Consider the following 26,294-nt stretch of genomic DNA (forward strand, 5'->3'; position numbering starts at 1 on the left):
AAATGAACAAGGTAATGGAACGCGAGATTAGAATCTTAGTGCTGGAGGATAATCCTGACGATGTTGAATTGACAAAATTGGTACTGGATCGATCAGAAATCGATTACATCATGAAAGTAATCGACACAGAAGAACAACTAAAATCTGAAAATCTTGATGATTATGACATTGTATTGTGTGATTACAGTATTACTGATTACGATGGTTTACGATCGATCAATTACATCAAAAGACATTCAGATGTACCAGTGATCAGTGTTTCCGGTTCTATCTCAGAAGAATTGGGAATTGACCTGCTAGAAGCAGGTGCAGACGATTTTATTAAGAAATCTTTTTTGAAGAAGCTTCCGGTGGCAATGACCAAGTCACTTTCTAAAGCAAAATGGAAAAAGCAGGCCGATCAGTGTCTTCGAAAGCTTGAGGAAACCACGCAGATGTTTGATAACCTGTTTGATAGCCTTGCTAACCCGGTTTTTCTCAAAAATGCTGAACGAAAATATGTACGAGTAAATGCAGCATTCTGTAAGCTATACGAGCGCAGTGAAGCTGAAATCATCGGGAAGACAGATGACGATTTGGACTGGATGCAGCAGAGCGAAATGTACTATCAGGACGATACCAGCATCCTAAACAAAGGCATTTCATCCCAATACGATACAAGCTACATTGATGACAGAGGCGGACGAATATGGCTGGAGGTAACCAAGAATCCCATTTTGATTGATGGAGAGATCACGGGCATTTTAGGCCAGGCCAAAAATGTAACGGACAGAAAGGATGCCATTGCCACAATGGAGCGATCTCAGCACATTCTGCAACAAGCAGAGGAGCTAACACTTTCAGGGAGTTTCGAATATGATGTAGATCTGGATTTGGTAACCTGCTCTAAGAACATGATTAAAATGTTGGGAACCCACTCCAATCAAATCTCGCTGGGACGATTGGTTCGGTTGGTTAAACCGGAAGACAGATCTATGTTTCTTGATGGGATTAACATTAGTATTGAAGAGAAGAAAGAATACCGAGCCGAACATCGCTACAAGATTAATGAAGTTAATCAGGGACATTTTGAGATTCTTTTCCGACCGGATTTTAAGGATGAGACCGGCAATACCTTTTATGGTACAGTACTCGACGTAACGTTAAAATCAAAAGAAAGCAGATCCCGAATAGAACACCAGGAGGAGTCAAGAAACGAAATAGCCAGAGAGTTACATGACAATCTGGGTCAAAAGCTTAATGCCGTATCTATATACCTGGGTAAGGCAGCTAATTGCACTGATTGTGCACCTATTATAGAGAAGAGCACCGACCTGCTACATGAGGGGATAGATGACCTGGGCAGGCTGCTTTCAAATATCTCAGTGAAACACATCGATGACATCTCTTTGAGATATGCATTGGAAAAACTGACTTCTTATTTACCTGAGGGGATGAACTTCACATTTAATTGTAACATTGATGAGTCCAGCGTAGATCGATTTGTAAAGCGCCAGGTCTTCCGTGTGGTACAGGAGACAGTAAATAATGCAATCAAATACAGTGAGGCAAAAAATCTAAATATTTTACTTGAGCATGAAGGAAGTATCCTGAGCATGATCATAGAAGATGATGGAAATGGATTTGAAATGGAAAACAATGAGTTGGGGAACGGCTTGATGAATATTACACACCGTGTGAAAAAATCCAATGGACTCATTGATATCAATTCCAAAGTAGGTGAAGGCACCAAAGTGATGGTGAAGATCCCAGTGAGTTAATCATTAAGGAAACAATTTCATAGTATAGTAGTTAGTGAGTTGCCTCTACTTGAGGCAGTGATTAGGTGAGGGCCCGTCTGCCAGTTGGTGGATGGGCTTTTTTTGTTGAGCCTATTCTACCTCTTTATAGAGATTCCCATGACTTGGATAGCTAACGCTATCTTCCCAAGCCTGTCTGCAGGTAGGCAGGGGAATACGAGCAGGTAAGTTATTAAATTTTGTTTTTTATTGTGAAGAAAGAGCAACGGCTAGAATCTACGTGATTCACTCAATCCTACCTACGCACTTCCCCTATACGCATCTCACGGACATTTTTGCGGATATTTCTGAATCTTTCTGAACCCGAGTTTTACTCTCATTTCCGAGCCCCCATATCCTGACTTTTGGACTATCAATTCAATAAAGTCAAGGCAATGAAACAGCTAATCTTACCTTTTTTAATAGTCATACTACTCTCCTCATGTGGAGCTTCACGGTATATCCAGAATCCTACCTATGCCACATTGAAAACGGAAAGCACTATCCAATTGTATGATGAATGCCTTACTACGGAAGCTAACATCATAGACATTACCCCAAAGTATGTTTTCATCAATGATTCTGTGTCACTTAAAATCCTCAAAGTGATTCGTCGAAATCCCAACAGCTACGTCTATGTATTGGATCGTCCGGATATGGTACCTGATTGTCTGGAGATCAATCGCATAGGCGATCGCATTGTCTACTACTATGGTTGCCAGGAAATCAAAACCATTATGACTGCATCTGTGGTCAGTGGTCGGCACTCATTCAATGGCATTTAAGATATTTAGTAAATCCTCTTTTTTGAAAGCCCATCATGTAAATGATGGGTTTTTTGCATATAATGTAATTAATGTCTTTTGCATCTTTAAAAATGGAAATACCTGCCTCCGTATTTCCTACTACGCGTTTCACTTAACCCGCTACGTAGTTCCTGCATAGGTGTCTCACGGACTTTTTTGCGGGTATTTCTGAATCTTTCCAAATCCGAAAATCCCTCTCACACAGGGGTATGCTTTTTCTGACTTTTGAATTATCAAACAAACAAAAACACATTAAGAAAATGAAAAAGCAACTGATACTACTTCTTCTTTTTGCAGCCGTTCTAGGAACAGCATCAGCACAAAAAGTAATCGTAAGAACGTACATAGAAAAGACTCACATGAGTCCTAAGACAGGAACCTCCATTGGTTTCGAAAATCAATTCCAATGGGAATACGGAGCATTCTTTCAGGAAGCTTCCTTAATGGAATCTTTCATGATGAGCGAAGAGGACAAAGAGTCTTTACCACATCAGTATGAAAAGGAATTTGCCGGAATCTACTTCGCAGTACCGGTGGTATCACGCGAGCAGATAGTCCTGAAAGCCAATGTAAGAACGGGTGTATCCAATGGTGAAAACTTCGTCATCACACCATCGCTTTTGGCAGACTACAAGCCAATGAAACATGTGCGCATAGGGATGGGCGTAGGCTCTCGAGCATTCCGTCCTACACTACAAGCATCTGTATCCTTCGCTTTTTAAAAGAGTCTTCTACAACCCTAATAAATAAAAATATAATGAGTGCGCAAATGTTACCTATAGAATGCAATCCAGAAATGAGTCCACTAAGAGTGGTGAAAAGCGAACTGAAAATATTCAACGTTCGGTACTTGAATTCACTCAATTTGATTACAGCAGTTGGATGGAGTATTACAGATGATGCTTGGATCAAGTATTGCCAGATGTTGGCTGACATTGAACTCCATCTGAAACGGAATGAAGAATTGAAAATCTATTTCAAGCTGGAGATAATTAACACTTCTTCTGCAGGGTATCTCTTCAAGATCATCAAACGACTGAATTTGGCACATACAGATGGTAAAAATGTAAAAATATACTGGAGCTGCTCATCTACTGATTTCGGAAATGAGATGGTAGAAACCGGGCTTGACTTAGCCGGCATGAGCGATTTCAACTTTCAGATTACTGAAGCATAATATTTCTAAAAGCACTAATTCATAAACCATGAAAAAGCTACTCATCATCTCACTCTTCTTATTAGGAGCCAGGTTTTCCTGCTCTGCGCAGACAATCACCGGGCAAACCTATTTGCAAAATACCATTATGGGTCTTCAGAGGGGAATAGGCCTACGAGTGCAAACAGATAAAGGTCTGGGTCTGGGAATGGTTTATCAGACAAACCTAAACCGCAAAAGTGAAGGACTGAATGAAGACTATGCTTTCTACGGAATCGAAACGATTATTCCACTCACTAAATGTGGTAACATGCGTTTCTTCTTCACCCCAAAAGCCGGATTTGTCAGCGAAGATTTCTTTGTGCTGATCCCGGAAGTAGAGACTGAAATCAAGATTACCAATACATTCTCAGCTGCGATAACAGCCGGCATACGTGCCAGGGAATCTTCCACTGGAATCAAACTGCTTGCTCATTTCTAAAAATGAAAAAATTACTCATCATACCGATTTTGGCTGGACTATTCTCATGCGAACCAGCAATGGAAGATCCATATAAAAACTTTATCATTCCGGAAGGGAAGCATGCCAATATCTGGAAGCTGCAATCCCTGCAATCAAAGACACTTAGTTTCTCAGCAATCTTTGATCAGTCAGCAATCTATGAAGCTGCAACGAAGGAAAATCAGCATGACATTCATAAGCTGATGGGGTTTTCAGATTGCAATTCTATGCACCATGAAAACAGCGCACGGTTTGGCTGGAGGTGGCTGGATGGAAAACTGGAAATACACGCTTATGTCTATGTAGATGGTGAGCGTATCACCCAATACATAGGCGATGTGGAGCTAAACCAACCGACTGATTACGAGCTTCAAATTACAGATGATCACTATGTCTTTTATCTACAGGGACATAACCCTGTTCGAATGACCAGAGAAGCACTATGCAGCAAAGGACTTTACTATATGCTATTTCCCTACTTCGGAGGGAATGAAGTAGCACCTCATGATATACTGATTCAAATACTAAATAAATACTGAAACCAAAAACAACTACCACCATGCAAGTACTAAAAACAGAAACACCAAATATCAATGACAGAATTGAGCAATTCGAGGGAAGCATTTTCCTCAATGTGGGAAAACAAATTCAACGCATCCCTCTAAAAAGAATTGAATATATAAAGGGGTATGGAGACTATATGAAGGTAAAATGTAAGGAAAGAAGTCACACGGTGCATGTCACGATGAAGAATCTCCAAAAGATTCTCCCTTCAACGGATTTTTATCGGGTGCACAAGTCATACATCATCCGGCTGGACAAAATTGAGAAAGTATTCCCCAAACATGTAGAAATTGATGATACCAATATTCCGATAAGTAGAAACAATAAGCAGGAATTGCTCTCGCTAATCCCCTGGGTGAAATAGACATGTTTTTTGGTGGTTAGTAAAAGGGTGGCTCTGGATAGGGTCACTCTTTTTTATTTACTACGCGTTTTACGTAGAAGAATTAAGCCTTTTGCCGATTTTCTAAAATAAGCCTTTTGCTCTCTTATAGCCCTTGATCAAACTCCAAATTTGTCTGCATAACCATAAAAAACATTATGAAAACCATAAAACATATCTTTGTTGTCTCTATAGCAATTATTGGGATAACGTTCTCCTCTTGTTCAGAGGATGATTTTAAGCCACTGAATGACGGAGAGGTACAATTCTCGTTTCAATCTCCAGCGCCAGATCAAGGAAGAATAGAGAGCGGCAGCACACCAGCCAAAGTAATTATTACCATTGAAGACGCTGCAGGTACGGCAGTTTACACGGCTGAGGAATTGCTGTTGGTGGAGTTTAGTGGCAGTTATGTTACAGATCCATTGACACTGAGTCCTGGAAACTATAAGGTCACAGCATTCCTTGTGACAAATGCTTCTGAAGAAACAATCTATGCGGCACCACTGTCAGGTAGTGATGTAGCCTATCTTGTTTCAATGCCATTGGCAATAGACTTCACCATTGTGGCAGATCAGGTGACATCCATTGCCCCTGAGGTAGTCAGTACTGCATTGCTATCCGCAGCTGATTTTGGATATGCAAGCATTACGTTTACCACAATTGAAACCTTTGATATGCTAGTATCAGCAATGAAATATGATGGGGTGTTAACCGGCTGGCAGTTGACAGATGCCACAGTCTCAATCACTGGGGATGGTTCTCCCATCTATTCAAAAAATATAGCATCAGAAACCACTCAACTAAAATTGAATGATGGATATGTCAATTATAGCATATCGGTATCTAAGCCTGGATTTATAACAAATACGGCAAGCTATACTCAGGCTGAGATGAAAGCTTTTTTTGATGATCCCTTGGTTGTACAACTGACGGCAGAATAATTAAATAGTCAAAACTGAAAAAGCCAACCAATCATATTGGTGGGCATTTCCATTTGATCAGCTTAAAAAGTCACCTCCAGTGCTGAGAACGTATTGAACCAAAGCTTATCAACGGGTACCAGCGGAGCATAATCATAAATGGTTTGAAGATTCACTGCAAAAGCGATGTTTTCAGTAAAGGAATAGGATAGGGCTATTGCTCCGGCCCATCTGGGATTCTCAAACAATGGTTCAAAATCATCCTGAAAATAAATGGCTCCTTCAAAACGTATTTTTTGAGAAAGGTCTCGTTTGGTACTTAGGTATACATTAAGCTTTAGCTTTTTGTTCTCAACATTTGGTGTTTCTGTAGGGAGTCTATCCTCCGGTACTCCCCGGTAATTCCAAAGTTCGTATTCATAGAAAACCCCTGCACCAGCGAAAGCACCTCCCTTTTGACTTTTGAACAGCTTGTACCTAAGGTTGGATCCAAGTGCTACCTTTTGCTGCAATCCCCTGGCTTCAGCCCATTGATATTGAGCGTAATGTTCCAGCACAAACGGGTTGTCATAGAAGGTTTTGAACTTTCCATAAATAAAACCACCACTTAATATGGTTTGGTCACCATCCCGGGTTAGTTCAAATTTGTTTGCAACCGTAATCCCATGGTTCTTAAACCGGAAAGCCATGTCAGCCCTGTTTGTAATCTCCACATAAAGCTGTCGTTGGGTTTTTATTTCCAATGAAGGAGCAACAGATCCTTTGAAGTGTCTGGTGCTATCAAAGATGACCACAAAGCTTTCTGGGAAAAGGAGTTGGGATTGGGCGATTAGCGGTAGCCAAAAGCATAGGAATAGGAATTTCTTCATTTCTTTATGTTTAGGTGCGGATTTTTGAATTGGAAGATCAAATGAATCAAATCTGATTGATTCAATAACTATATTTAATCCATATTGATCGAAAATGTTTTTTCTTCCATTAGAAGAGTTCTAGCTTTATCATAAGCAATTGTGAACTATCATGTTCCGGTTAGAGCACCTCATAAAGTACTTCGCCATCCTAATGATGACACTCATTACAGTGTCAGAGGTTTGCTTGCTGCTTTCCGATGAGCAGGCAGAAGAAACCAAAGAAGAACGTGAGCTCAAGGAAGAAGTAAAAGAAAAAGAAGGTGAGCGGGAAATAGTCCTGTTGTTAGCCAACCTCGATCTTTCATTTACTACCCCATTTGTATTTAGATTCCTATCTACTTCTCCACACGATTATTTACTAAAACAGCCACGAAGATCAACGGATCATGTATCTCTGGTTGTGCTGTTTTGTTCCTTGAAAATACCCTTCTGTTAATTCATTCAGCATTTAGCTGAAATCAAACTTGTTGCTCTCACCTTTTGGTGTCAGAGTCAACACCCATTTTCCTATCCATCAAAAAAGAATTAACAGAAATGAATCAACAAACGAAAAATATATTCGTGCATCTGAAAAGGGATGCACTTGCAGGTACGGTTACAGGTGTAATGGCGGTACCATTGACTGTAGGCATTTGTTTAATGTCAGATTATCCAATTATGACCGGTTTGTATACCGTCATTTTTGCCGGAGTAATCAGCTTTATTACCTATTTGTTCCGTCCGGGAAACTTTACCGGAATGCCCGGAGTGGCAGCAGGGTTAGCTCCGGCGTTGGCTTTGGGTGTGAGCACTTTTGGTATGGAAAACATGCCATTCGTTATTGCACTTACAGCCATATTTCAGGCAATCGTATGGAAGTTTAAATGGGAAAAGTATATCCTGCGAGTCGTACCACACTATTTGGTAGAGGGATTGCTAGCCGGTGTAGGGCTTAAAATAGCCCTCAAGTTTGTACCATTCCTGTATGACATTGAACATGAAACAGACACATGGCTTAATTGGGAGCGGGAGATGGTCATTGCGCTTAGCATTGTCTCTTTTGTGATGTTTGTGATGCTATACAAGTATTACAAAAAGCGGATGCCTGCACTTCCTTATTTTGTGATCATGGTCACCAGCTTTCTACTCAGTTTTGTTTTACCATTACCCCGGGTTACTATTGATTCAATACCGTTTCAGTTACAGGCACCACTGCCACACCTGGATGGAATGAATCGGCAAGAAACACTATGGGTGCTTTTTAAAATGGTAGGGTTTGCGCTCATGCTTGGCACCATAGATGTCATTGAGCAAGTGATGAGTCATGTAGCGATTGAAAAGATTGATCCACGAAAACGGAAAGCAGACACTAATAACGGTCTCTTACCGATTTGGATTGCCAATATGGGAGCAACCTTTTTTGGCGGGATGACAAATCTGGATGGTCTGGCAAAGAGTACTACGAATACTGTGGCTGGAGCAGTGACCAAACTTTCAAACTTGTTTACGTCATTGGTGCTTGTACTTGTAGTCACTTTTCCATCTATTCTGGCTCATTTACCGGAATATGCGCTTGGTATTATCATGGTCTATTCCGGATGGAAGATGATCGCCAATATAGCCAACGTAAGATCAGAAGGAAGATACGCACTAATCATGGCAGCCGTTTGTGGATTACTGGTTTTTGAGCTTGGGATTTTTGAAGGACTACTCTTATTGCTGGGGGTTCATGCAGGTATTCAGTTTGTTTTTATGCGTAGACTTGGAAAGTCTACTGCGGATATTTGGTTGGAGTTTCGGGAGACCTTTAAACCGGATGAACATATTGAAATGGAAATTGCAGATATGATGCAGGAGCCACAAGTGCCTGTTTTGAATAAGTGGCTGAAATCAGTAAATAAGCATGATTTGGAAGCACTTATGAATCTCTACGCAGATGATGCAATAATGATCCCGGCATTTTCTTCCAGCGTAAGAAAGAATAGAGATGAAGTGAAGGACTTATATCAGGACTTGTTTGAGAAAGATGATGTTAAAGTGTCTCAGGTTGATGTGGTCACACACCGAGTTGATGGACTCAAGATAGACAGTGGGGTTTACGAATTAATTTGGAAGTCAGGCGGGTTTGAAAAGCGCAACAAACTGCGATTTTCATTTGTGATAAAAGATGGAAAAATCATCTCCCATCATTCAAGTTTAGTGCCCGATGAAGACTGAGCATTGAGCATCCGGAAGCGTATAAGCAGCTTTATACTGTGTAAATAAATTAAGACCGACCCGCCAATCGGCGGGTCGGCTTGTTTTTAGCTGGTTGTTACAATGTAGGATTTTAACTCTTTTATCGTCGTTGAGCCTGCACTACTGAATCGATACACATCACAAAAAGCATACGTTTTCCCGCCCATTTTTATTTCTCCATTTAAGGCAGCTTCTGCTCCGTGTGTCACGATGGAGTGAACCGTCATTTCATCCGCCACATAATCCTTCATGATGTTGATTTCCCTGGCGAAATCCTTCTTGCCTTTAAGCTCTTTATCACCATACATCACCCAATGGATGTCATCACTTACATGGTCAATGATAAAGTCAGCATCTCCTGTGGCAAAGGCCACATTAAAGTCTTTTAGGAATGCTTTCTTAGGTGAGTTATTGCAATCTGCATTGATTGTGATTTTTGTCATAGCTAGTTGTTTTTAGTGATCATAGATAGATACTTGTCCTTATTTTCGATGATAACCCATACAAGTATTACAGCCATCACCAGAGGGATTGGTAAACCAAACCCAAGTGTGAGATGATGCGCAACAATTCCAACCATAATAGGAGTGAGCATTATTGCGCCAAAAGCACGAAATCGGGGAATTATAAAAAGCGCACCACCTATGATCTCAAACACGGCTATCAATGGCATGAGCCAGGCGATCTCCATCATCGCCATGAACATATTCATCGCCTCTTCCGGAAGATCCTCCGGTACTTGGATGTAATTAAAAAACTTATTAAGGCCCGCATTGATGAACATGAGCCCGGAAAGCAGGGAGAGAATGAATAAAAACTTATTTTTCATAATAGTCTGGTTGTAGTTAAAAATCAGGAAGGCATTTGACTTGGGTCCATCCAGAAGAATTCCCAGCAATTTCCGTCAAGGTCTTCTATGCTCCTGCCATACATAAAGCCATAGTCCTGCGCCTCTTTGTATTCATCAGCTCCGGCATCCACCGCCTTTTTAATTACGGCATTGACTTCATCTTTACTGGCTACTTGAATCGCATTGATAGTTCCACAGTATTTAGCTGTGTCAGCTACTGTTTTATGAGGAATGAAAGATTGAAATTTTTCTATTTCAAGGAGCATAAAAATGATACCCTCATCTACAATCATCGCTGTTGAAGAATCGTCTGAGAATTGCTCGTTGAAAGTGAATCCAAGTTTTGAGAAGAAGTCTTTTGAACGCTTCAGATCCTGGATCGGAAGGTTCACGTATAGTTGTTTTTTCATGATGTTATCCTTTAGGCATTTTGTCCCAACCTGCCTGTTGTGCAGACAGGTCCATATAAATAATGTTCCAGCGATGACCATCTAGATCTACCATGGCCATGCCATACATCCACCCTTGTATTTCCTTTGGCTCTGAATAGACCGCTCCTCCGGCCTCTTTGATCTTTTCAGTGATCTGATCTACATATGCTCGATCCGGAGCACTAACCGAAATGAGAAATTCGCTTCCTTTTGAGGTATCAGATATTTTATTCTCTGTGTACTGTTCCAGTTGAGATTCCTCCACCATCATCACAGGCACTTTGCCAATCACGAAACCGATCATACCTGGCGAATCTCTAGTGGATTCAAAACCTAATGAGGTGAAGAATGCCTGGCTTTTCTCTAAATCTTTAACCGGTAAGTTTAGCCATAGTTCTTGGTCCATAATGTTAATGTTTTGTTTTATTCGATCCATGAGGACAGAATTAATTTTACATAAGTCAAAGCTAGGGACGAATCTCGCCTCCTGTAAAGTGCAATTACGGCAAACTGTGGGGTTGATCCCGACAAGCACTTTCAGTACTTTTATCTTATGAAACATGTATCACTAATTGTCCCGAACGGGGAATTCAGTATTACAAACCTGGATCTTACCCGTCAACTATTTACCTGGGTAAATGATAATCTACCCACTCCTTTGTTTGATCTTAAAATCGTGGGTTTATCCTCAGAGGCGAATATTGTAGGAGGGTTGTATACGGTGAAAACCGACTGTCTAATTAATGAAATACAACACACGGATGTCGTAATCATTCCGGCGATGTTTGGAGATCCTCAGGAACTCATGGAGCAGAATGAAGCACTTGTTCCCTGGGTGGAAAAGCAATATCAGAATGGGGCAGACCTGGTGAGCATGTGTGTAGGTGCATTTTTCCTCGGTGGCATGGGCATCCTCAATGGAAAGCGGTGCTCAACGCATTGGGGAGCAGCAGAAGATTTCAAGAGGCTCTTTCCCGAGGTTATCGTGGAAGACGAACGGATCGTTTCTGAATCTCACCGGATCTACACCAGCGGAGGCGCACTGGCATTTACTAACCTTTTAATTTACCTGATCGAGCGGTATGCCGGACGTGAGGTGGCTATTGCTGCAGCAAAAGCATACATGATTGATGTGGACAGAACCAGCCAATCACCGTTTATGATGTTTTCGGGTCAAAAATCTCATGAGGATCAGGAAGTACTGAAGGCTCAGGAATACATCGAAACACATTTCAAGGACAAGATCAGTGTGGAAGATTTATGTGACGAGATAGGTGTAGGCAGGCGCACGTTTGAGCGTAGGTTCAAAAGCTCCACGACCAATACGATTTTCGAGTACATCCAGCGGGTGAAGATAGAAGCAGCAAAGACAGAACTGGAAAAAGGAGTAAAAACTGTTTCCCAGGTGATGTTTGAGGTAGGATACAATGACACGAAAGCTTTTCGTGAGATATTTAAGCGGATCACCGGTATGACACCAGTAGCTTATAAAGAAAGGTATACTCGAATGCAGCAGGTCGCATAAAAAACCGACTCGTCCTCACGAGCCGGCTATCATTAAAACCTATCAAAGTTTGAAAGAGGTATGACAAGTACGAACTAGGCTGGCTTTTGGATTTATTACTGATGACTTAGCCAGAAGCGTGCATCTGCACTTTTAGCTCAGCTCGTCTGTTTTGTGAGTGATCTTCTTCCGGACAGTCCACGCCACTACTACATTGATTTAGTGGGAGCTCCTCACCAAATGAGATACCTTCTAGTCTGTTTGCCGAGATGCCTCGTTGGATAAAGTATTGTTTTACTGAGTTGAGTCTGTCAATGGATAGCTGTTTGTTATAATCTGCCGAACCTCTCGTATCTGCATGAGCCGTTATTTTCAATGTGGATTTTGGATTCTCTGATAGAATTTTAAGCATTTTTTGAAGTGATTCTTCGTAACTATTATTTAGTTCCCTTGCGTTAAAATCAAAAAACACAATGAGTTTATCTTCATATTCCTCTTCCAACAAAATGTCATTTAGCAACACACCCTCATAAAGATCATGTGTATTGATGGAGTAACCATTGGGTATAAAGCCATTCTCTAATGCGGTTATTTTGAATTGTTTGTCAGGAGTGAGTCTAAATGAATAGGAGCCATCAGAGGAAGTTCTTACCGAATCCCTGGTGCCCATTGAGATGTTGTCTAAAAGCACAAGTGCGCCGGGCAGCAGTTCATGTGATTCATTGCTGTACAATCTGCCCTTGACGAACAAGTCATATAATACTGGTTTAACAATAGAATCTTCCAGTACGATGTTATTTACAATGCTGCCTGAATAGATATTAACCGTATTGAAATCAATTCGACCCGAATAATAGCCATTACAGGCTGCAGTGATCGTATAGTTGTTTTCAGGTTCAACTTGAAAAGTGAAAAATCCTTCTTCACCTGTTCTCATTGAATCAATTTTTTCCTGATTTTGACTTTTAAGGACGACCAATGCATTTGAAATTGGTGCTGCTTCTTTGGTTGTTAAAAACCCTTGCGCGATTAATTGATACTTTTCTAATTTAATCAGAAGCGTATCGGTTGTTAAATCAGCATTTTTATTTGAATAAAAGATGCTGTCTGAAGCGTAATAGTAATTGTCGCTTACGTTTAATTTAAAATCATTATCAAAAGGCACATCAAACTGCAAATAACCAGATTCATTGGATAGGGTAGATTGTTTGTAATCATTAGCCTTCGAAGAAATTTCTACCCTGACATCACTAATCGGCTGATCAGAAGATAGGGTAAGTCTAACAATGAGTGATGCAGAGGTACTTTGAAAAGTATAAATGTCATCTAATCCTTTTCCTCCCTCTCTGTTTGATGAAAAGTAGCCACTATTTCCATTCTCATTCAAATAGATGCTGAAATCATCTGAAAAAGAATTAATCGGCTCACCTAAATTAAGTGGTTCCTTCGCTTCAAAGCCTTTAAGTTTCGCTTTGAAGATATCAAGTCCTCCAAATCCTCCAAGGCCCGTGGAGGAAAAGTAAAGTGTAGTATCGTTGTATAGATATGGAAAAAGTTCTGCTCCGGATGTGTTAACTTCCGGACCTAGATTTACCGGTTTAGTCCACGAATTCCCTTGCCGATAACTGATGTAAAGATCAGAGTTTCCATTTCCCCCTGGCATATCCGATGAAAATACGAGGGTTTTACCATCATTGGAAAGTGCAGGGTGCCCAACCGAATATTTCTTGTTATTGTGTTCAAATGGAATGATATTTTTCCATGCCTTCAAGTCACTGCAGTCTGCGAAGAAAATCTTAAGATTTACAAAGCCATGATCTTTTGTTTTTGAGCTTAGGTCGTTTCGGGTGAATGCCACCATGTTCCCGTCCAGGTAGAAGGAGAATGGTCCGTCATGGTAAAAGGGCTTTACTTCCTCGCTGTAAACAAGTGGACTTATTTCAGAATTATCCTGCTTGATAAAAAATCGAATCATTCCTTCATCTTCTCGTGCGGCGTTTGCCGGTTGATATTGAATATAATTTAGTACCTGACGTGATGACAGAAAAATCACTCCTTCCGAAAACGGGTGTATTGCAAAATCAGCTAATTCTGAGTTGATTTCGAGGTTGTCAATTCTGTATTGCGAGGTTTTTCTGTATGAATCGATCTGACTAATGAATTTAATCTTTGAAGCGGTTTCTGCATCCCAACTCTTTCTAAGCGTATTTTCATACCAGGTTTTAGCTTGATCCAATTTACCATTTCTCATTAATACCTCTGCATAGAGATAAATCATCTCTTTAGAAGCATCAGAATATGAGACAAGAGACCTCAGCCAAATCTCAGAATTGGCCGGTTCATTAAGTTTAAGGTAGGATTGAGCAATTTTAAACTTCACATCCGTATTATCAGGGTGTTTGTTTAAGGATTTTTCATAATGCGTGATGGCATTCCTATAATCCATTCGATCAAAGTATTCATCTCCGATGACCTGATCACCTTTTATCAAGTCCAATGCGGTTTTGCCCTGAGCAAAGAGTGAAAAACAAAATAGATTAAGTACAAGACAGATCCCTAGTTTCCCCATATCAAAAAAATCTTGGGCTTATTAATTTATACTTAGTGAACTTGAACCTGAAGTTTAAAAGAAGCTCATGAGTACTTAATCCAACTCCTCTTAATGCACCATTGCCTATTCCATAGGCATATCCTAATAATAACTGATCGGATAGTTTTATTTCTGTCAGGAAGTTTATGCCGGGGAATCGGTAGGAAAGGCCCACCCAAAGCAATTCTTCTAATTGGACATTGCAATTAAGATCCAGGTCTGATATTCTACCGTCTGTAACTTTGACTAAAAAGTTAGGCTTGATTCTTACATAAGGATTTACAACATGAACATACCCCCCATGAATGAGAATTGGAACGGACTGAAAAACCGTGGTAGAATCTTGCTTGCCATCGAAAACGTTGTTCATCATATGAGGCATGGAAACACCTAAAAAGAAATACTTGTTGATGTAAAAAGTGCCGGCACCAATGTTCATCCGTGTTTGATTAATATCCGAATTGAAATAGGGATCGTCAGGATTACGGTTTTGCAAACTGGTATAGTTTGCATTGTAGTTGATCAACCCATATTGCATTCCGAAAGAGAAGGAATGTTCACCATTATTATCAAAAAAGATTCGATAGGCTCCAGCGGCATGAATTCCGGTATTATTGATGATTCCAATCTTATCACGAATGATCAGGAAACCACCGGCTAAATTCTTTTGCCAGAGCGGTGAATGAATAGATAGCGTCTGTGTATTTGGCGCTCCTTCCAACCCAACATTTTGGAACCTACTAATTACAGAGGCGCTGAGTAAATTATTCGCTCCGGCAAAGGCAGGATTAATCGCCAATGGATTAAACATATATTGAGCAAAGCTGGCTGTCTGCTGAGCTATTGTAGCATAGCTCAAGCATAAAAGAAGACAGGCGAATAAGTTTTTTCTAATCAATTTTCAGTCCCTCTTAGTACAACAAATCCTCCAAAAGTTCCTCCTTCACCAGCATTTATACGATAAAAATATGTCCCTTCTGGTAAAGTACTGTTTGACCCTTTATTTGAATTTCCAGTCCAAACTTTATCTTCATTATTGTATCCGTTAATTTCAAAAACCAGGTTATTATACCGATCAAAAAGACTTACAGTATTATTTGGATAATAATCAATTCCTTCAATGTGCCAGTAGTCATTCATTCCATCTCCATTGGGCGAAATCGTCTGATAAATGGTAAACGGAATATCATCAACTCTGATAATCATTTTTCCAAACGCAGTAAGCGATGGATTTCCTGAATCCTCTACGATATATGTCAAAGAATCAACACCTCTGAAATTTGCATTGGAGAAATAAGTAATTGTTCCATCCTGAGAAATTGTAGCTGTTCCTCCGATAGGTCGTTTCTCTAGAGTCGTGCTAAGCTGAAGGTTATCCCCGTCCAAATCAAAATCATTAGAAAGGACATTTATGGATTTTCTTTCCTTTCTCATAACAATTAAAGTGTCAGGCTGAGTCTCCGGAGCATCATTGACATTCGTAATATTCAGGTCAATAAAAATCGTACTGCATAGGGAAGGACTACCATTGTCACAAACTTCTATTTGCCAGGTTGAAAGGCCGAACATGTTTAATTCAGGACTAAAGCGGTAGCAGAATTCACCGTTAGCTTCCAACTTCCCATCTCCAACAATATTACTAATTACCGATGCAATCAATTCATCACCATCCGGATCAATAACTTCAAAACAAAAGTCTGTGGTAGTATCCTCCAGTCCATGTACTGAAAGACTATTTACAGGAACACCACTTACCATTATGATGGGAGCGTCATTCACATTGAGCACATTGATATTGATTACATCGGTGACACAAACATCCGGATCATTGACATCACATATAGTTATTTCCACTTCGTCTATTCCTATAAAACCCTCCTGAGGTGTATAGTAAAAACATAAATCCGTATCTGTTCCATTTGAAATGGTTGCACCAGTCGTTAGCGATGTTCCGAAGATATATTTATGTGAATCATTTTCTACATCTGTAACACCAATGCATACTTGACTTGTGACATTCTCATAAACATCCACTGTGATATCATCAATCGTTGGCTGGTCGTTGACCGCATTGACGGTGACAGTAAAAGTTTTGGATACGGTGTTGTTGGCCGCTTGACCATCATTGACGGTTACGGTGATGACAGCTGTTCCGGACTGGTTAGCCACCGGGGTGTAAGCCAATGATCCTGTTGCCTCGGCGCTGGTATAAGTCACCGTTGGATCAGGGATCAAAGCAGTATTACTTGAAGTAGCCGTCACAGAGAGTGCCTGTGTCTCCCCACCGCCTGCAGAAATCCCACTGAGGTTAACCGTTTGTTCACCAGCATCTTCATCGATGGCAGTTGGATCTGTGATGTCTGCAAGAGTTGGAAAATCATTAACAGCGGTCAGATTTAGAGTCACAGTGACCATATCTGTAAGATTTCCTGTACCATCATCTTCGATGGTAATTTCCCATACGGAAGGAATTCCGTTTTCGTCTGGTACAGGAGTGTATTCGTAACAAAACTCTGTTACATCTTCGATCAATGTTCCATTTCCGGAAACCTTAACAATTGACTTGGTGCTCACATTATCACCATCTACATCTACTACAGAAAAACAGAACACTTTTACTGAATCCTCAAACGTCTCCACGGTCATAGTTTCAGAGTCAATTCCATTCACATAAATAATTGGACTGTCATTGACTTCTACCACTTCTACATCCACAGTGGTTGTAGAACAGACCGTTGGATCATTGCTATCACATATAGTCACTTCTACTTGATCAGTCCCAATAAAACCAGTTGGTGGTGTGTAATCAAAGCATAAGTCATCTACTGTTCCATCCACTACTGTTCCTCCGTTAGCAGATGTTCCAGAGGTAAATTCATGCGTGTCCCCTTCAATATCAGTTATATCAGCCGGGTTAATACATAATTCGGTGGTGGTTTTTTCGTCTGCAGATACAGTTGAAGGAGCTATTACTGGCGGGTCATTAACGGGTGAGATATCAATATTGATTGTGACATTTGCGGTATTACACTCGCCAAGTGCATCGCATGCTTGCAATACGATGGTCTCTGTGCCATTAAAATCAGCATTTGGAGTGTAATTGAAGCAAAATTCACCATCTACTTCGTTGATAGTGCCAGCCGTTCCATTCGTAGGCGGTGTTGTAATGGTCACAGTTACCAGATCACCGTCCGGATCATTAACTGTTAAACAAACTTCGACAGAGGAGTCTTCATTGGTAGTCAAATCAACTGCCCCAACAACAGGCTCTCCATTTACCTCAATGACTTCCGGAGGAAAGTTCGTACTTGTAGCAAAAGTGATAAAGTGGTTGATAAAGTTACTGTTATTTGCTCCATCTGAGACATTAAAGGATATTTTCCTTGTATTCTCATTTGCCGTGCCTGGTGGATTATACTCAAATTCAATACTATTTAATGCGGCAGCATAATTAGCCAGTGAGCTTGAACCTGAAAGTGTCAGCACACCCGAGGTTGAGTTGTATGAGCCTGTAATTTCAGTTGTATTTGTAAAGCTTAGCTCATCCCCATCAACGAAGGTGTTATTGCTAGACTGTACCACGAAAACTTCCGCAGAGGTCATCTGGGCGTTATCTACATCCGTAATTGAAAAAGTGGAATTAACCACGAATGGCGGAGTTTCTGTCGTATACTCAGTAGATCCTGATGTTCCACTAAGCACTGGAGGGTCATTAACACTAGAGACTAGAATGTCCCGGGTAATTGGATTGCTATCTACAGTTCCGTCATTGATAATGAATGTTACCGTGCGAGTAGATTCCACGGGATCCTCACTACTATTGCTGTAGGTCACACTCTGAATAGCAGTGTTATAGTCATCGACGGTAGCATCTCCTGTGATGGTCATAGTTGCACTACCGGCATCATAACTTCCGGTCAGACCCAATTGGTCTGTGAAGTTCAAAACATCTTCGGCTGCTTCATACCCATTAGAAATTTGAATGGTTGCATAAACAAAATCCAGATCTTCATTGTCACTTGCTATAACTCCAGGGTCTACCGGTACAGCTCCATCATTTTCGGTATAATTTAGAGTTCCTCCTGTTCCGGCTAAGACGGGTGCGGTATTCAGCACTACCACTGCAAAACTTAGCTGAGATCCTGTGACACCTGAATCACAACTCCCTGCTATCTGAGCTACGGCGGTTACCGAGTCCCCCTGAACCAAAGGAGTTCCTAAATTTATCACCCAGATACTATCTGCGTCTGCGATTGCAGTTTCTGTGCTAACTAGATTATCATTTAAGTCAAAAATTTCTAAGGTAAGCTCAGCAGTCGGCCCGGCAGTCCCCTGGATGATATTATCCCCCTCCTTAAGAGGAGTTTCCATTGTTGGTGTTGGCGTAGCTCCTGAAAGGAAACCTCCGCCTCCTGAACTCAAACTACTAAATGGAACCGGGCATTGGTTTGAAGCTAAATCCTCAAACGCACAGGTGATGCATCCATCATATTCATTATCGTCAACACCGCCAATATCGGATATTTTTCCTGCCATGGCACAAGTCCCTGAGATATTGGTGACAACAATGAATTGAAGTTCACTGTCTTCAGTAATTCCAAATTCGGTGGTTAAATCCCCAAATGGCAAGTAGAAATCAATAAAGTAATCTTTATCGCCACAGCTGACAATGTCTGCAATAGAAACCTGTGAGTAATCATCTACATCATATGACAGTACTTCTGTAGGACAGCTATCTATTCCATCAATATCATATACATAAACCCCTTGCTTCTTAATAAGGGTTATGTCGATTTCAAATCCGGCATTTACACCAGTACTATTGGGATCCGCAGCTCCTAGCTTTCCATCAGTGTCAATCAAAATAGTGTAAGCTTGAACGCTACTGCGCTCTTGGGCAAGACGTAATCTGAAAATAAGATTATTATTATCATCCAACGCAGCATATGCTGCTGCTCCGGTGCTATCTACAGTTAAGTCAGTCACTCCACAATTACCTCCGGCCTGGGCATCATTCAAAGTGTCCCCATCTCCGAAAACAGGGAGCGCAAACATAGGAATCTCAAATTCGTCTACGTAGTATCCGTCGTTGGAAAAGCCGGTATTATCAAGAGATATGTATCCATCCCCATTGGGATCCATCACACTGGTTGCAGCAGTGGTAATGATCTTTCCCCTTTGTGCGGTAGCATTGAAGGCATACAATGCAATACAAACAGTTAACAGCTGGCGGAAGTTAAGCATTGTAGAGTAAGTTTTACAGGCTATAATTTAGCTAAAATACTTCTATTTCAGAGGTTTATACCCTATGCTTCATCGAATAATTACCTCGAAACCGCCCGAATCATCTCTTTTGACTCATCTTCCAGATTCACGTAGTTGACCTTCTCCATTCGATCTACCTCCAGGCTGTAGAAGTCAAATTCTTCCACCACTTTTCCAACGAGCTGGTAAACACCCCTTCCCCGAAATGGATAACGGGCAGCCGAAGGAGGAAAGTGCACCGTGTCAATAAACTGACCCTCCCGATCGATGAACGTGCCAAAATTCATGCGCTTACCATTGGACGTCCCTGTGTTTTTGATAGCCACCAGGTAGCCATACATTTCCACACGTCGGTTTTCACAGTTGGGTAAATCCTTGGATAATACACCCGTCCGATCCAGCTCCACCAGGTCAAACGGGTTGCAGAGCGGGAAGCCCAGCAGGTCCATTTCGTCCAGTGCATCCTCACGCTTGTCATAATGAAGGGGAGGAAGCGTCCATTGTTTGATCGGCACTTTGAAGAGTCCGCTTTTTGTACGACTTACTCCGGCACCCAGCGAAAAGTGCACCTGCCAAAGGATGTCTTTTTTAGAGCCAAATTCACGAAGAGTTCCTATGCGAATCAGCAGCTTGATTTGTTCAAGTGAGACATTGACCCGGTTGATAAAGTCGTCCAGATCCAGAAACTGACCATTCCGCTCACGCTCAAGTATCACCGCTTCTATAGTGGTCTGATTCAGATCTTTCACCATACCAAAGCCCAGATAGATGGTCTTCCCATAGATAACAGTAAGCCCCTCGCTGTGATTGATGCACGGAGCTTCTATTTCTGCGCCATTCATCCGTGCTTCATGCACGTAAAATTCTGTGCGGTAAAACCCACCTCCGTTGTTGATTACTGCGACCATGTATTCCAGTGGATAATACGTTTTTAGGTAGAGTGCCTGATAGCTCTCTACAGCGTAAGAAGCGGAATGTCCTTTGGCAAAGGCATAGCCGGCGAAGCTTTCGATCTGCCGCCATATTTCGGCAGTTAGTTCATAGGTATGCCCAAGGTCCTTACAGTTTTGGAAAAACTTGTCTTTCACTTTCTGAAACTCATCACGTGAACGATATTTCCCTGACATTCCTCTTCGCAACATATCAGCCTCACCCAAATCCAGCTTTGCAAATAGGTGAGCTACCTTGATCACATCTTCCTGATAAACCATCACACCGTATGTGTCTGGCATGATGTCCCATAGAATCGGGTGTGCTTCTTTCCTGCGTTCCGGGTATCGATAGCGGAGAATGTATTCCCGCATCATGCCTGATTTAGCTACTCCCGGACGGATGATGGAGCTTGCAGCCACCAGCCCCAGGTACTCATCCACCTGAAGCTTTTTCATGAGCATGCGCATGGCGGGAGATTCAATGTAAAAGCATCCGATCGCATCCGCATTGCGGAGCTTATTGTTCAGCTTTGGATCATCCTTGAAAGACTTGAAATTGTGAATATCCACCTCAGGATCATCCGGGCAGTTTTTATGAATGATCTCAAGCGAGTCCCGGATCTTACCAAGCCCCCGCTGACTCAGAATGTCGAATTTGAAAAGCCCTACATCTTCAGCTATGATCATATCAAAATGTGTAACAGGGTAGCCTTTTGGGGGTAGGGAAGTAGCGGTGAAGTAATGGATAGACCGATCAGCTATCAATATACCGCCTGCATGTATACTTAGATGACTTGGAAAATCGGTTAAGCGAGTACCGTACCTTCGAATTAAACGTCCGATCTGATCCAGATCCTTTTCTTCGGTCTGTCCCACTTTTTCGATCTCATGGGGTGGAAGACCAAATACTTTTCCCAACTCACGGATGATAGCGCGCTGTTGAAAGGTGCTGTAGGTAGCCAGAAGTGATACCTGACCATTTTTCCCGAACCGTTCAAAGATGTATCGGGTGATGTCGTCCCGATCCTTCCATGAAAAGTCAATGTCGAAATCGGGAGGGTTTTGGCGGAAAAGGTTGATAAATCGCTCAAAATAGAGATCAAGCTGAACGGGATCAACATCAGTGATGCGCAAGAGATAGGCCACTACACTGTTAGCTCCACTTCCCCGTCCGACATAGTAATAGCCTTTTTTTCGGGCATAACAGAGAATGTCCCAGTTGACAAGGAAGTAAGACACAAATCCCTTCGTTTTGATCATTTTTAGTTCCATCTCCAGCCGATCGATGATCTCCTGATCAGGATTTTCTCCATAGCGATAGGGGAGCCCTTTGTAGCAAAGGTCAGTGATCATCTGCATGTCTTCCTCTTCAGACCCGGAGTAGACTTTCATGTTTTGGTGATTGACCGGATTATTGAATTGAAATTGGATGGAACACCGTCCCAGTAATTTCTTCGTATTGACAATGATCTCCGGATAGTCTTTGTAGCACTCAAAGAGCTTTCCTACCGAATGCATTACATCATCAGGGCTACCTTCTTCTTCTTTTGGTAGTCTGCTCAGTAGCATGTTTTTATCAATGCTTCGCAGAAGACGGTGCATGTTAAAGTGAATTTTGTTTTCCTGCCCTTCGCGAAAAGATACTGTTTGCAAAATCACCAGTTTGTTCAGATGGTTTTTCCATTTGGTCATCGGAAGTTTGATGATATCCCGTGGACGGATGCCTAGAAATTCATTCTTACGAAGGGATAATTTGAAATCAAAATGGAAAGGATAAATAATGTATGCTTGTTTGAATTTAGGAGCCCTTTCAGGGAAGGCTGTTTTTGTGTGCAGGTGTTGGGAGAGGTATGTGTTTAGTTCCTGAAAGCCATCATTGTTTTTGGCAATCCCAATAAACTGTTGTTTGGAACCATTCCTAAAGTCAATTCCCAGGATTGGACGAATGTCAAACTCAGGGGCCAATCGCACAAAATTCAGGCTTCCGGCGGTGGAGTTGATATCTGTGAGCGCCATCTCCCGGATGCCACATTGCCGCGCAGTAGTCAGCAGATCCTCTTCGGAGAGGGTGCCGTATTTGAAGCTGTAATATGTGTGGGTATTGAGGTACATGATATTATAAAAACTCACTTCGAGTGGATGTCCCCCGCCAGCGGGGACACAGTATCCTTATAGTATTTATTCCACTTTAGCCACCCGCATATCTCCTTTAAAAGGGTTGAAAGTGCGCATGGCGTTTACTCCTAATGCCTTGGCTCTCACGATGGATCGGTCGCCGTGTTTCTTTCTGAGCCAGTCCAACTCCTGATACAGGTTGATGATCTCCCCGGAATCCTCAAATAGATTGATCTGATAATTGCCATGTACCAAACTGCTAAAGCGGACTCCTACCAACCTGACCAGCAATCTTCGATCATAGAGTTTGTCAAATAAAGCGATCACTTTAGGAATCAAAATGTGATCTGCAGAGGTGTAAGGAATGCGAAGCTGCTGTGAATAGGTGTTGAAATCCGAATACCTGATTTTCACTGCTATGCAGGCAGTGAGCTTATTTTCATTTCGGAGCTGATAAGCCAGATGCTCTGTCATGGCCAGGATGATGTTTTTGAGTCTGGTGATGTCCGTAGTGTCTTTATTAAATGTTTGCTCGGTAGAAATGGACTTTCGCTCAGAATAAGGGATTACCGGCGAATGATCTATGCCGTTCGCTTTTTCCCACATTGCGGCACCATTCTTCCCAAAGATCTGTACCAGCATGTCCTTGGGCATTTCCTGAAGCGTCTGCACTTTCCGCACCCCCAATCCGCGTAGTGTTTGTTGGGTTTTGCTGCCAATCATAGGGATTTTCTTGACTGAAAGGGGGGCGAGAAAGGGTTTCTCAGTCCCGGATTTCACCCATATTTTATTGTTAGGCTTAGCTTCCCCAGTGGCTACTTTCGAAACAGTTTTATTGATGGATAGCCCAAACGAAATAGGAAGATGGGTTTCTTTGATAACTTTTTCTCTTAATTCGGAGGCCATTTTGTAGCACCCAAAAAAACGATCCATACCCGTCAGGTCTGCATAAAATTCATCAATAGAGGTTTTTTCAAAGACAGGAACACGCTCCTGAATGATTTCGGATATTTCCATCGAAAACTTAGTGTAATCTGCATGGCTGCCCTTAATCACAATTGCCTCCGGGCATAGCTGCATAGCCAGTCGCATAGGCATGGCTGAATGAACACCAAACTTCCTTGCTTCATAGCTACATGCCGCCACCACGCCCCGATCGCTGGAACCGCCTATCAAAATGGGCTTTCCCCTCAAACGATCATCTCTCAACCGCTCCACAGACACAAAAAATGTGTCTAAATCCAAATGCAAAATGAAGGAATTATCCATGTGTTTAACCGTTTTTAGGTCATGTTTATTTTACGATTTAAAATTACTAATATTTTTAGTAAAATCTATTTCTATGTTATATCGTTTTTCATCTAGTTTACATGGAGACTTATCTAATTGCTTGTATGAAGCCAGTTAAAATCGCTATATTTCGATCTGTCACCAGTCCTATAATGAAAATCAGAAAGGGAATAATATATTTACTTATAATGTTTTTGTCGTGCCATTTTGCGATCGCTCAAACAGATCGTCAAAAGGAAATGGTTGCCAATACATATTCTTTTATGAAGAACATTGAGTGGCCACAAAAAGACACCCCCTTCAAGATTCACATAATCACGACAGATGAGGATTTGAAAAATGAGTTCCGAATCACCAGCCAGTCTCAAAAAATTGCCGGAAAAAGTGTAATTGTTACTTTCACCAGCTACGTCATGGTGCAGCAGGATGTGGATGTGATTTTTGTTACGAATAGATACAACACTACCATTCCTACGTTGCTGGATCGAATTGGAGGATCCACGGTTCTTTTAATAACTGACAGATATGACATACAGCGAGATGTCATGATCAACTTTCTTGGTGAAAGCAGCAGTGATCTGACTTTCGAGATCAATCGCGCCAATGTGTCTAATCAGGGACTGAAAGTCAAGCCGGGAATGAGTGATTTGGGTGGCTCGGAAGTGAATGTGGCAAAAATATTTAAGCAGGTTCGTGATTCTGTGAGGGCAATGGAATTAAGGGCAGAGGCACTTAAAGTTCAATTTGACTCCATGAATTTGAATGTAGCAGCAGCATTGGGAATAATGAGGCAGCAGCAGGTTCTTATTCGAGAAAGAAATGATGAAATAGATCGAAAACAAGCCGAAATAGATAAGCAAACTGCCGTACTTGACAGTCTAAGGGATGAATTTGCAGTGTCAGAGAAAAAACTACTTGATTTGACAGCTATACTTGATTCACGCGAAGAGGAGTTGGCTATATTGGGTGAGGAAATTTCCTTGCAGAAGGAAAATGTTGAGGAGGGGAACAAGATTCTGGCAGAGCAACAAGAAAGAATAGCTAAACAGAATGAGGCTATCTCCCAACGAGAAGAACAACTGGATGAAATGTCTAATGTGGTAAATTCTCAGCAAAGCGCACTCGTATTTTTGATTCTGTTCCTGGTAGTTGTTGTTGTTTTCCTATTCCTGATTTTCACTGCTTATCGTGCAAGAAAAAGAGCTGCAAAAAAATTGGCAGAGCAGAAAGAAGATCTTGCTCGTTTATTGGATGAATTACAGGATACACAATCTCAGCTAGTTCAGTCGGAGAAGATGGCTTCACTGGGTACATTGACAGCAGGAATCGCACATGAAATCAACAATGCCATCAACTTCGTATATTCAGGTATTCATGTCTTAAGTGATAAATTCACTGAAATAAGACCAGTAATTTCACATGTTACCGAACTGAAAGAAGATGATAAAAATCTGAAAGGATCAATTAAGAATTTGATTAAAGAACGTGAAGAAATAGGATATGATGAGGCTCAAGGTATCATTGACCAAATGATTTCCAGTATTAAGGTTGGGGCGGAACGAACTACTGAAATTGTAAAAGGACTAAGAATTTTCTCAAGGTCCGAAACTGAGAAGAAAACCAAGATTGATATTCACAATGATCTGGATGTAGCCTTATTACTCCTCAACAGTCGCCACAGAGATGCTGTAAAGATTAATAAGCATTTTTCAGAGAATATGCCATCGATTCAGGGTTTTAAAGGACAGCTAAGCCAGGCTTTTCTTAACATTATCAATAACTCGATAGACTCTGTTACAGAGAAAGGAAAAGGAGGGGAGATTGACATAACCACGTCAATGAATGGGAAGAATGTTGAAGTGGCGATAAAAGATAACGGATTAGGAATGACAGAGGAGGACAAACTGAAAATATTTGATCCATTTTTCACCACTAAAAAAGTAGGATCAGGAACAGGTCTTGGACTTGCCATAACCTATGGAATTGTAGAACGCCATGGAGGGACAATAACGGTTAATTCCAAGGTGCATGAAGGGGCTGAATTTATAATTAAACTACCGCTAGATAGCTAATATCAA

The 26,294-nt window shown here is 41.4% G+C and carries 22 protein-coding genes; 12 read left to right on the plus strand and 10 right to left on the minus strand.

Annotated features, from left to right (window positions below):
• Positions 1-2: 2 nt before the first annotated feature.
• The 8 genes from RIC88_RS07890 to RIC88_RS07925 all read left to right on the plus strand — a co-directional run bounded on the left by RIC88_RS07890 (position 3) and on the right by RIC88_RS07925 (position 6,132).
• Positions 3-1,760 carry a response regulator gene (locus tag RIC88_RS07890; protein ID WP_350216990.1) on the plus strand — a complete coding sequence of 586 codons (1,758 nt, stop codon included), beginning with the start codon at positions 3-5 and terminating at the stop codon, positions 1,758-1,760.
• 413 nt (positions 1,761-2,173) lie between these two features.
• Positions 2,174-2,563, plus strand: coding sequence for a hypothetical protein (locus RIC88_RS07895; RefSeq protein ID WP_350216991.1), 390 nt, complete (start codon positions 2,174-2,176; stop codon positions 2,561-2,563).
• Positions 2,564-2,844: 281 nt separating this feature from the next.
• Positions 2,845-3,306, plus strand: coding sequence for a hypothetical protein (locus tag RIC88_RS07900; RefSeq protein WP_350216992.1), 462 nt, complete (start codon positions 2,845-2,847; stop codon positions 3,304-3,306).
• Positions 3,307-3,380: 74 nt separating this feature from the next.
• Positions 3,381-3,761, plus strand: a complete 381-nt coding sequence (locus RIC88_RS07905) for a SiaC family regulatory phosphoprotein (RefSeq protein ID WP_350216993.1) — start codon at positions 3,381-3,383, stop codon at positions 3,759-3,761.
• A 28-nt stretch (positions 3,762-3,789) separates the two neighbouring features.
• Positions 3,790-4,221: a hypothetical protein gene (locus tag RIC88_RS07910; RefSeq protein ID WP_350216994.1), complete on the plus strand. Its 432-nt coding sequence runs from the start codon at positions 3,790-3,792 to the stop codon at positions 4,219-4,221.
• A 2-nt stretch (positions 4,222-4,223) separates the two neighbouring features.
• Positions 4,224-4,781, plus strand: a complete 558-nt coding sequence (locus RIC88_RS07915; protein WP_350216995.1) for a hypothetical protein — start codon at positions 4,224-4,226, stop codon at positions 4,779-4,781.
• 20 nt (positions 4,782-4,801) lie between these two features.
• Positions 4,802-5,170 carry a LytR/AlgR family response regulator transcription factor gene (locus RIC88_RS07920; RefSeq protein ID WP_350216996.1) on the plus strand — a complete coding sequence of 123 codons (369 nt, stop codon included), beginning with the start codon at positions 4,802-4,804 and terminating at the stop codon, positions 5,168-5,170.
• A gap of 176 nt (positions 5,171-5,346) precedes the next feature.
• A complete protein-coding gene (locus RIC88_RS07925) occupies positions 5,347-6,132 on the plus strand; it encodes a hypothetical protein (protein WP_350216997.1) in 786 nt (261 codons plus the stop codon).
• A 62-nt stretch (positions 6,133-6,194) separates the two neighbouring features.
• Here the strand turns inward: RIC88_RS07925 and RIC88_RS07930 are convergent, their stop codons facing one another.
• A complete protein-coding gene (locus RIC88_RS07930) occupies positions 6,195-6,980 on the minus strand; it encodes a DUF481 domain-containing protein (protein WP_350216998.1) in 786 nt (261 codons plus the stop codon).
• A 151-nt stretch (positions 6,981-7,131) separates the two neighbouring features.
• On the opposite strand from RIC88_RS07930, the gene RIC88_RS07935 reads away from it, so the two are divergent.
• Positions 7,132-7,458 carry a hypothetical protein gene (locus RIC88_RS07935; protein ID WP_350216999.1) on the plus strand — a complete coding sequence of 109 codons (327 nt, stop codon included), beginning with the start codon at positions 7,132-7,134 and terminating at the stop codon, positions 7,456-7,458.
• A 98-nt stretch (positions 7,459-7,556) separates the two neighbouring features.
• Entirely contained in the window at positions 7,557-9,218 is a 1,662-nt protein-coding gene (locus RIC88_RS07940) for a SulP family inorganic anion transporter (RefSeq protein ID WP_350217000.1), read from the plus strand.
• A gap of 86 nt (positions 9,219-9,304) precedes the next feature.
• Here RIC88_RS07940 and RIC88_RS07945 read toward each other — a convergent pair whose 3' ends face one another.
• The 4 genes from RIC88_RS07945 to RIC88_RS07960 are packed head-to-tail and all read right to left on the minus strand — an operon-like array spanning position 9,305 to position 10,926.
• Positions 9,305-9,682 (minus strand): nuclear transport factor 2 family protein, encoded by a 378-nt coding sequence (locus RIC88_RS07945; RefSeq protein WP_350217001.1) that lies wholly within the window; start codon positions 9,680-9,682, stop codon positions 9,305-9,307.
• A 2-nt stretch (positions 9,683-9,684) separates the two neighbouring features.
• On the minus strand, positions 9,685-10,068 hold the full coding sequence (locus tag RIC88_RS07950) for a DoxX family protein (RefSeq protein WP_350217002.1): 384 nt from the start codon (positions 10,066-10,068) through the stop codon (positions 9,685-9,687).
• A gap of 23 nt (positions 10,069-10,091) precedes the next feature.
• Positions 10,092-10,499 carry a VOC family protein gene (locus RIC88_RS07955; RefSeq protein ID WP_350217003.1) on the minus strand — a complete coding sequence of 136 codons (408 nt, stop codon included), beginning with the start codon at positions 10,497-10,499 and terminating at the stop codon, positions 10,092-10,094.
• Positions 10,500-10,503: 4 nt separating this feature from the next.
• A complete protein-coding gene (locus RIC88_RS07960) occupies positions 10,504-10,926 on the minus strand; it encodes a VOC family protein (RefSeq protein WP_350217004.1) in 423 nt (140 codons plus the stop codon).
• 147 nt (positions 10,927-11,073) lie between these two features.
• Here RIC88_RS07960 and RIC88_RS07965 point away from each other — a divergent pair, with 147 nt between their 5' ends.
• Positions 11,074-12,045, plus strand: a complete 972-nt coding sequence (locus tag RIC88_RS07965) for a GlxA family transcriptional regulator (RefSeq protein ID WP_350217005.1) — start codon at positions 11,074-11,076, stop codon at positions 12,043-12,045.
• A gap of 106 nt (positions 12,046-12,151) precedes the next feature.
• On the opposite strand, the gene RIC88_RS07970 is transcribed toward RIC88_RS07965, so the two are convergent.
• The 5 genes from RIC88_RS07970 to dinB form a co-directional block, all read right to left on the minus strand.
• On the minus strand, positions 12,152-14,593 hold the full coding sequence (locus tag RIC88_RS07970; RefSeq protein WP_350217006.1) for a carboxypeptidase regulatory-like domain-containing protein: 2,442 nt from the start codon (positions 14,591-14,593) through the stop codon (positions 12,152-12,154).
• 1 nt (position 14,594) lies between these two features.
• A complete protein-coding gene (locus tag RIC88_RS07975) occupies positions 14,595-15,512 on the minus strand; it encodes a PorP/SprF family type IX secretion system membrane protein (RefSeq protein ID WP_350217007.1) in 918 nt (305 codons plus the stop codon).
• A complete protein-coding gene (locus RIC88_RS07980) occupies positions 15,509-19,858 on the minus strand; it encodes a tandem-95 repeat protein (protein WP_350217008.1) in 4,350 nt (1,449 codons plus the stop codon). Before RIC88_RS07980 ends, RIC88_RS07975 begins: the two co-directional genes overlap by 4 nt.
• Before the next feature lie 80 nt (positions 19,859-19,938).
• Positions 19,939-22,923 carry a DNA polymerase III subunit alpha gene (locus RIC88_RS07985; RefSeq protein WP_350217009.1) on the minus strand — a complete coding sequence of 995 codons (2,985 nt, stop codon included), beginning with the start codon at positions 22,921-22,923 and terminating at the stop codon, positions 19,939-19,941.
• Between the two features lie 66 nt (positions 22,924-22,989).
• Positions 22,990-24,195, minus strand: a complete 1,206-nt coding sequence (dinB, locus tag RIC88_RS07990) for a DNA polymerase IV (protein ID WP_350217010.1) — start codon at positions 24,193-24,195, stop codon at positions 22,990-22,992.
• A gap of 284 nt (positions 24,196-24,479) precedes the next feature.
• Here dinB and RIC88_RS07995 point away from each other — a divergent pair, with 284 nt between their 5' ends.
• The gene (locus RIC88_RS07995; protein WP_350217011.1) at positions 24,480-26,288 is read left to right on the plus strand and encodes a YfiR/HmsC family protein; all 1,809 of its coding nucleotides are present in this window, start codon (positions 24,480-24,482) and stop codon (positions 26,286-26,288) included.
• Positions 26,289-26,294 lie beyond the last annotated feature (6 nt).

Source organism: Ekhidna sp. (assembly GCF_040220215.1).
Taxonomy (GTDB): domain Bacteria; phylum Bacteroidota; class Bacteroidia; order Cytophagales; family Cyclobacteriaceae; genus Ekhidna.

What these genes read in the sequence shown, in the direction of transcription:
- RIC88_RS07890 (WP_350216990.1), top strand. Translation starts at nt 3, where the DNA reads ATGAACAAGGTAATGGAACGCGAGATTAGAATCTTAGTGCTGGAGGAT.
- RIC88_RS07985 (WP_350217009.1), bottom strand. Translation starts at nt 22,923, where the DNA reads ATGTACCTCAATACCCACACATATTACAGCTTCAAATACGGCACCCTC.
- RIC88_RS07895 (WP_350216991.1), top strand. Translation starts at nt 2,174, where the DNA reads ATGAAACAGCTAATCTTACCTTTTTTAATAGTCATACTACTCTCCTCA.
- RIC88_RS07925 (WP_350216997.1), top strand. Translation starts at nt 5,347, where the DNA reads ATGAAAACCATAAAACATATCTTTGTTGTCTCTATAGCAATTATTGGG.
- RIC88_RS07955 (WP_350217003.1), bottom strand. Translation starts at nt 10,499, where the DNA reads ATGAAAAAACAACTATACGTGAACCTTCCGATCCAGGATCTGAAGCGT.
- RIC88_RS07910 (WP_350216994.1), top strand. Translation starts at nt 3,790, where the DNA reads ATGAAAAAGCTACTCATCATCTCACTCTTCTTATTAGGAGCCAGGTTT.
- RIC88_RS07950 (WP_350217002.1), bottom strand. Translation starts at nt 10,068, where the DNA reads ATGAAAAATAAGTTTTTATTCATTCTCTCCCTGCTTTCCGGGCTCATG.
- RIC88_RS07920 (WP_350216996.1), top strand. Translation starts at nt 4,802, where the DNA reads ATGCAAGTACTAAAAACAGAAACACCAAATATCAATGACAGAATTGAG.
- RIC88_RS07995 (WP_350217011.1), top strand. Translation starts at nt 24,480, where the DNA reads ATGAAGAACATTGAGTGGCCACAAAAAGACACCCCCTTCAAGATTCAC.
- RIC88_RS07960 (WP_350217004.1), bottom strand. Translation starts at nt 10,926, where the DNA reads ATGGACCAAGAACTATGGCTAAACTTACCGGTTAAAGATTTAGAGAAA.
- RIC88_RS07965 (WP_350217005.1), top strand. Translation starts at nt 11,074, where the DNA reads ATGAAACATGTATCACTAATTGTCCCGAACGGGGAATTCAGTATTACA.
- RIC88_RS07900 (WP_350216992.1), top strand. Translation starts at nt 2,845, where the DNA reads ATGAAAAAGCAACTGATACTACTTCTTCTTTTTGCAGCCGTTCTAGGA.
- RIC88_RS07930 (WP_350216998.1), bottom strand. Translation starts at nt 6,980, where the DNA reads ATGAAGAAATTCCTATTCCTATGCTTTTGGCTACCGCTAATCGCCCAA.
- RIC88_RS07940 (WP_350217000.1), top strand. Translation starts at nt 7,557, where the DNA reads ATGAATCAACAAACGAAAAATATATTCGTGCATCTGAAAAGGGATGCA.
- RIC88_RS07915 (WP_350216995.1), top strand. Translation starts at nt 4,224, where the DNA reads ATGAAAAAATTACTCATCATACCGATTTTGGCTGGACTATTCTCATGC.
- dinB (WP_350217010.1), bottom strand. Translation starts at nt 24,195, where the DNA reads ATGGATAATTCCTTCATTTTGCATTTGGATTTAGACACATTTTTTGTG.
- RIC88_RS07935 (WP_350216999.1), top strand. Translation starts at nt 7,132, where the DNA reads ATGTTCCGGTTAGAGCACCTCATAAAGTACTTCGCCATCCTAATGATG.
- RIC88_RS07970 (WP_350217006.1), bottom strand. Translation starts at nt 14,593, where the DNA reads ATGGGGAAACTAGGGATCTGTCTTGTACTTAATCTATTTTGTTTTTCA.
- RIC88_RS07945 (WP_350217001.1), bottom strand. Translation starts at nt 9,682, where the DNA reads ATGACAAAAATCACAATCAATGCAGATTGCAATAACTCACCTAAGAAA.
- RIC88_RS07905 (WP_350216993.1), top strand. Translation starts at nt 3,381, where the DNA reads ATGAGTCCACTAAGAGTGGTGAAAAGCGAACTGAAAATATTCAACGTT.
- RIC88_RS07980 (WP_350217008.1), bottom strand. Translation starts at nt 19,858, where the DNA reads ATGCTTAACTTCCGCCAGCTGTTAACTGTTTGTATTGCATTGTATGCC.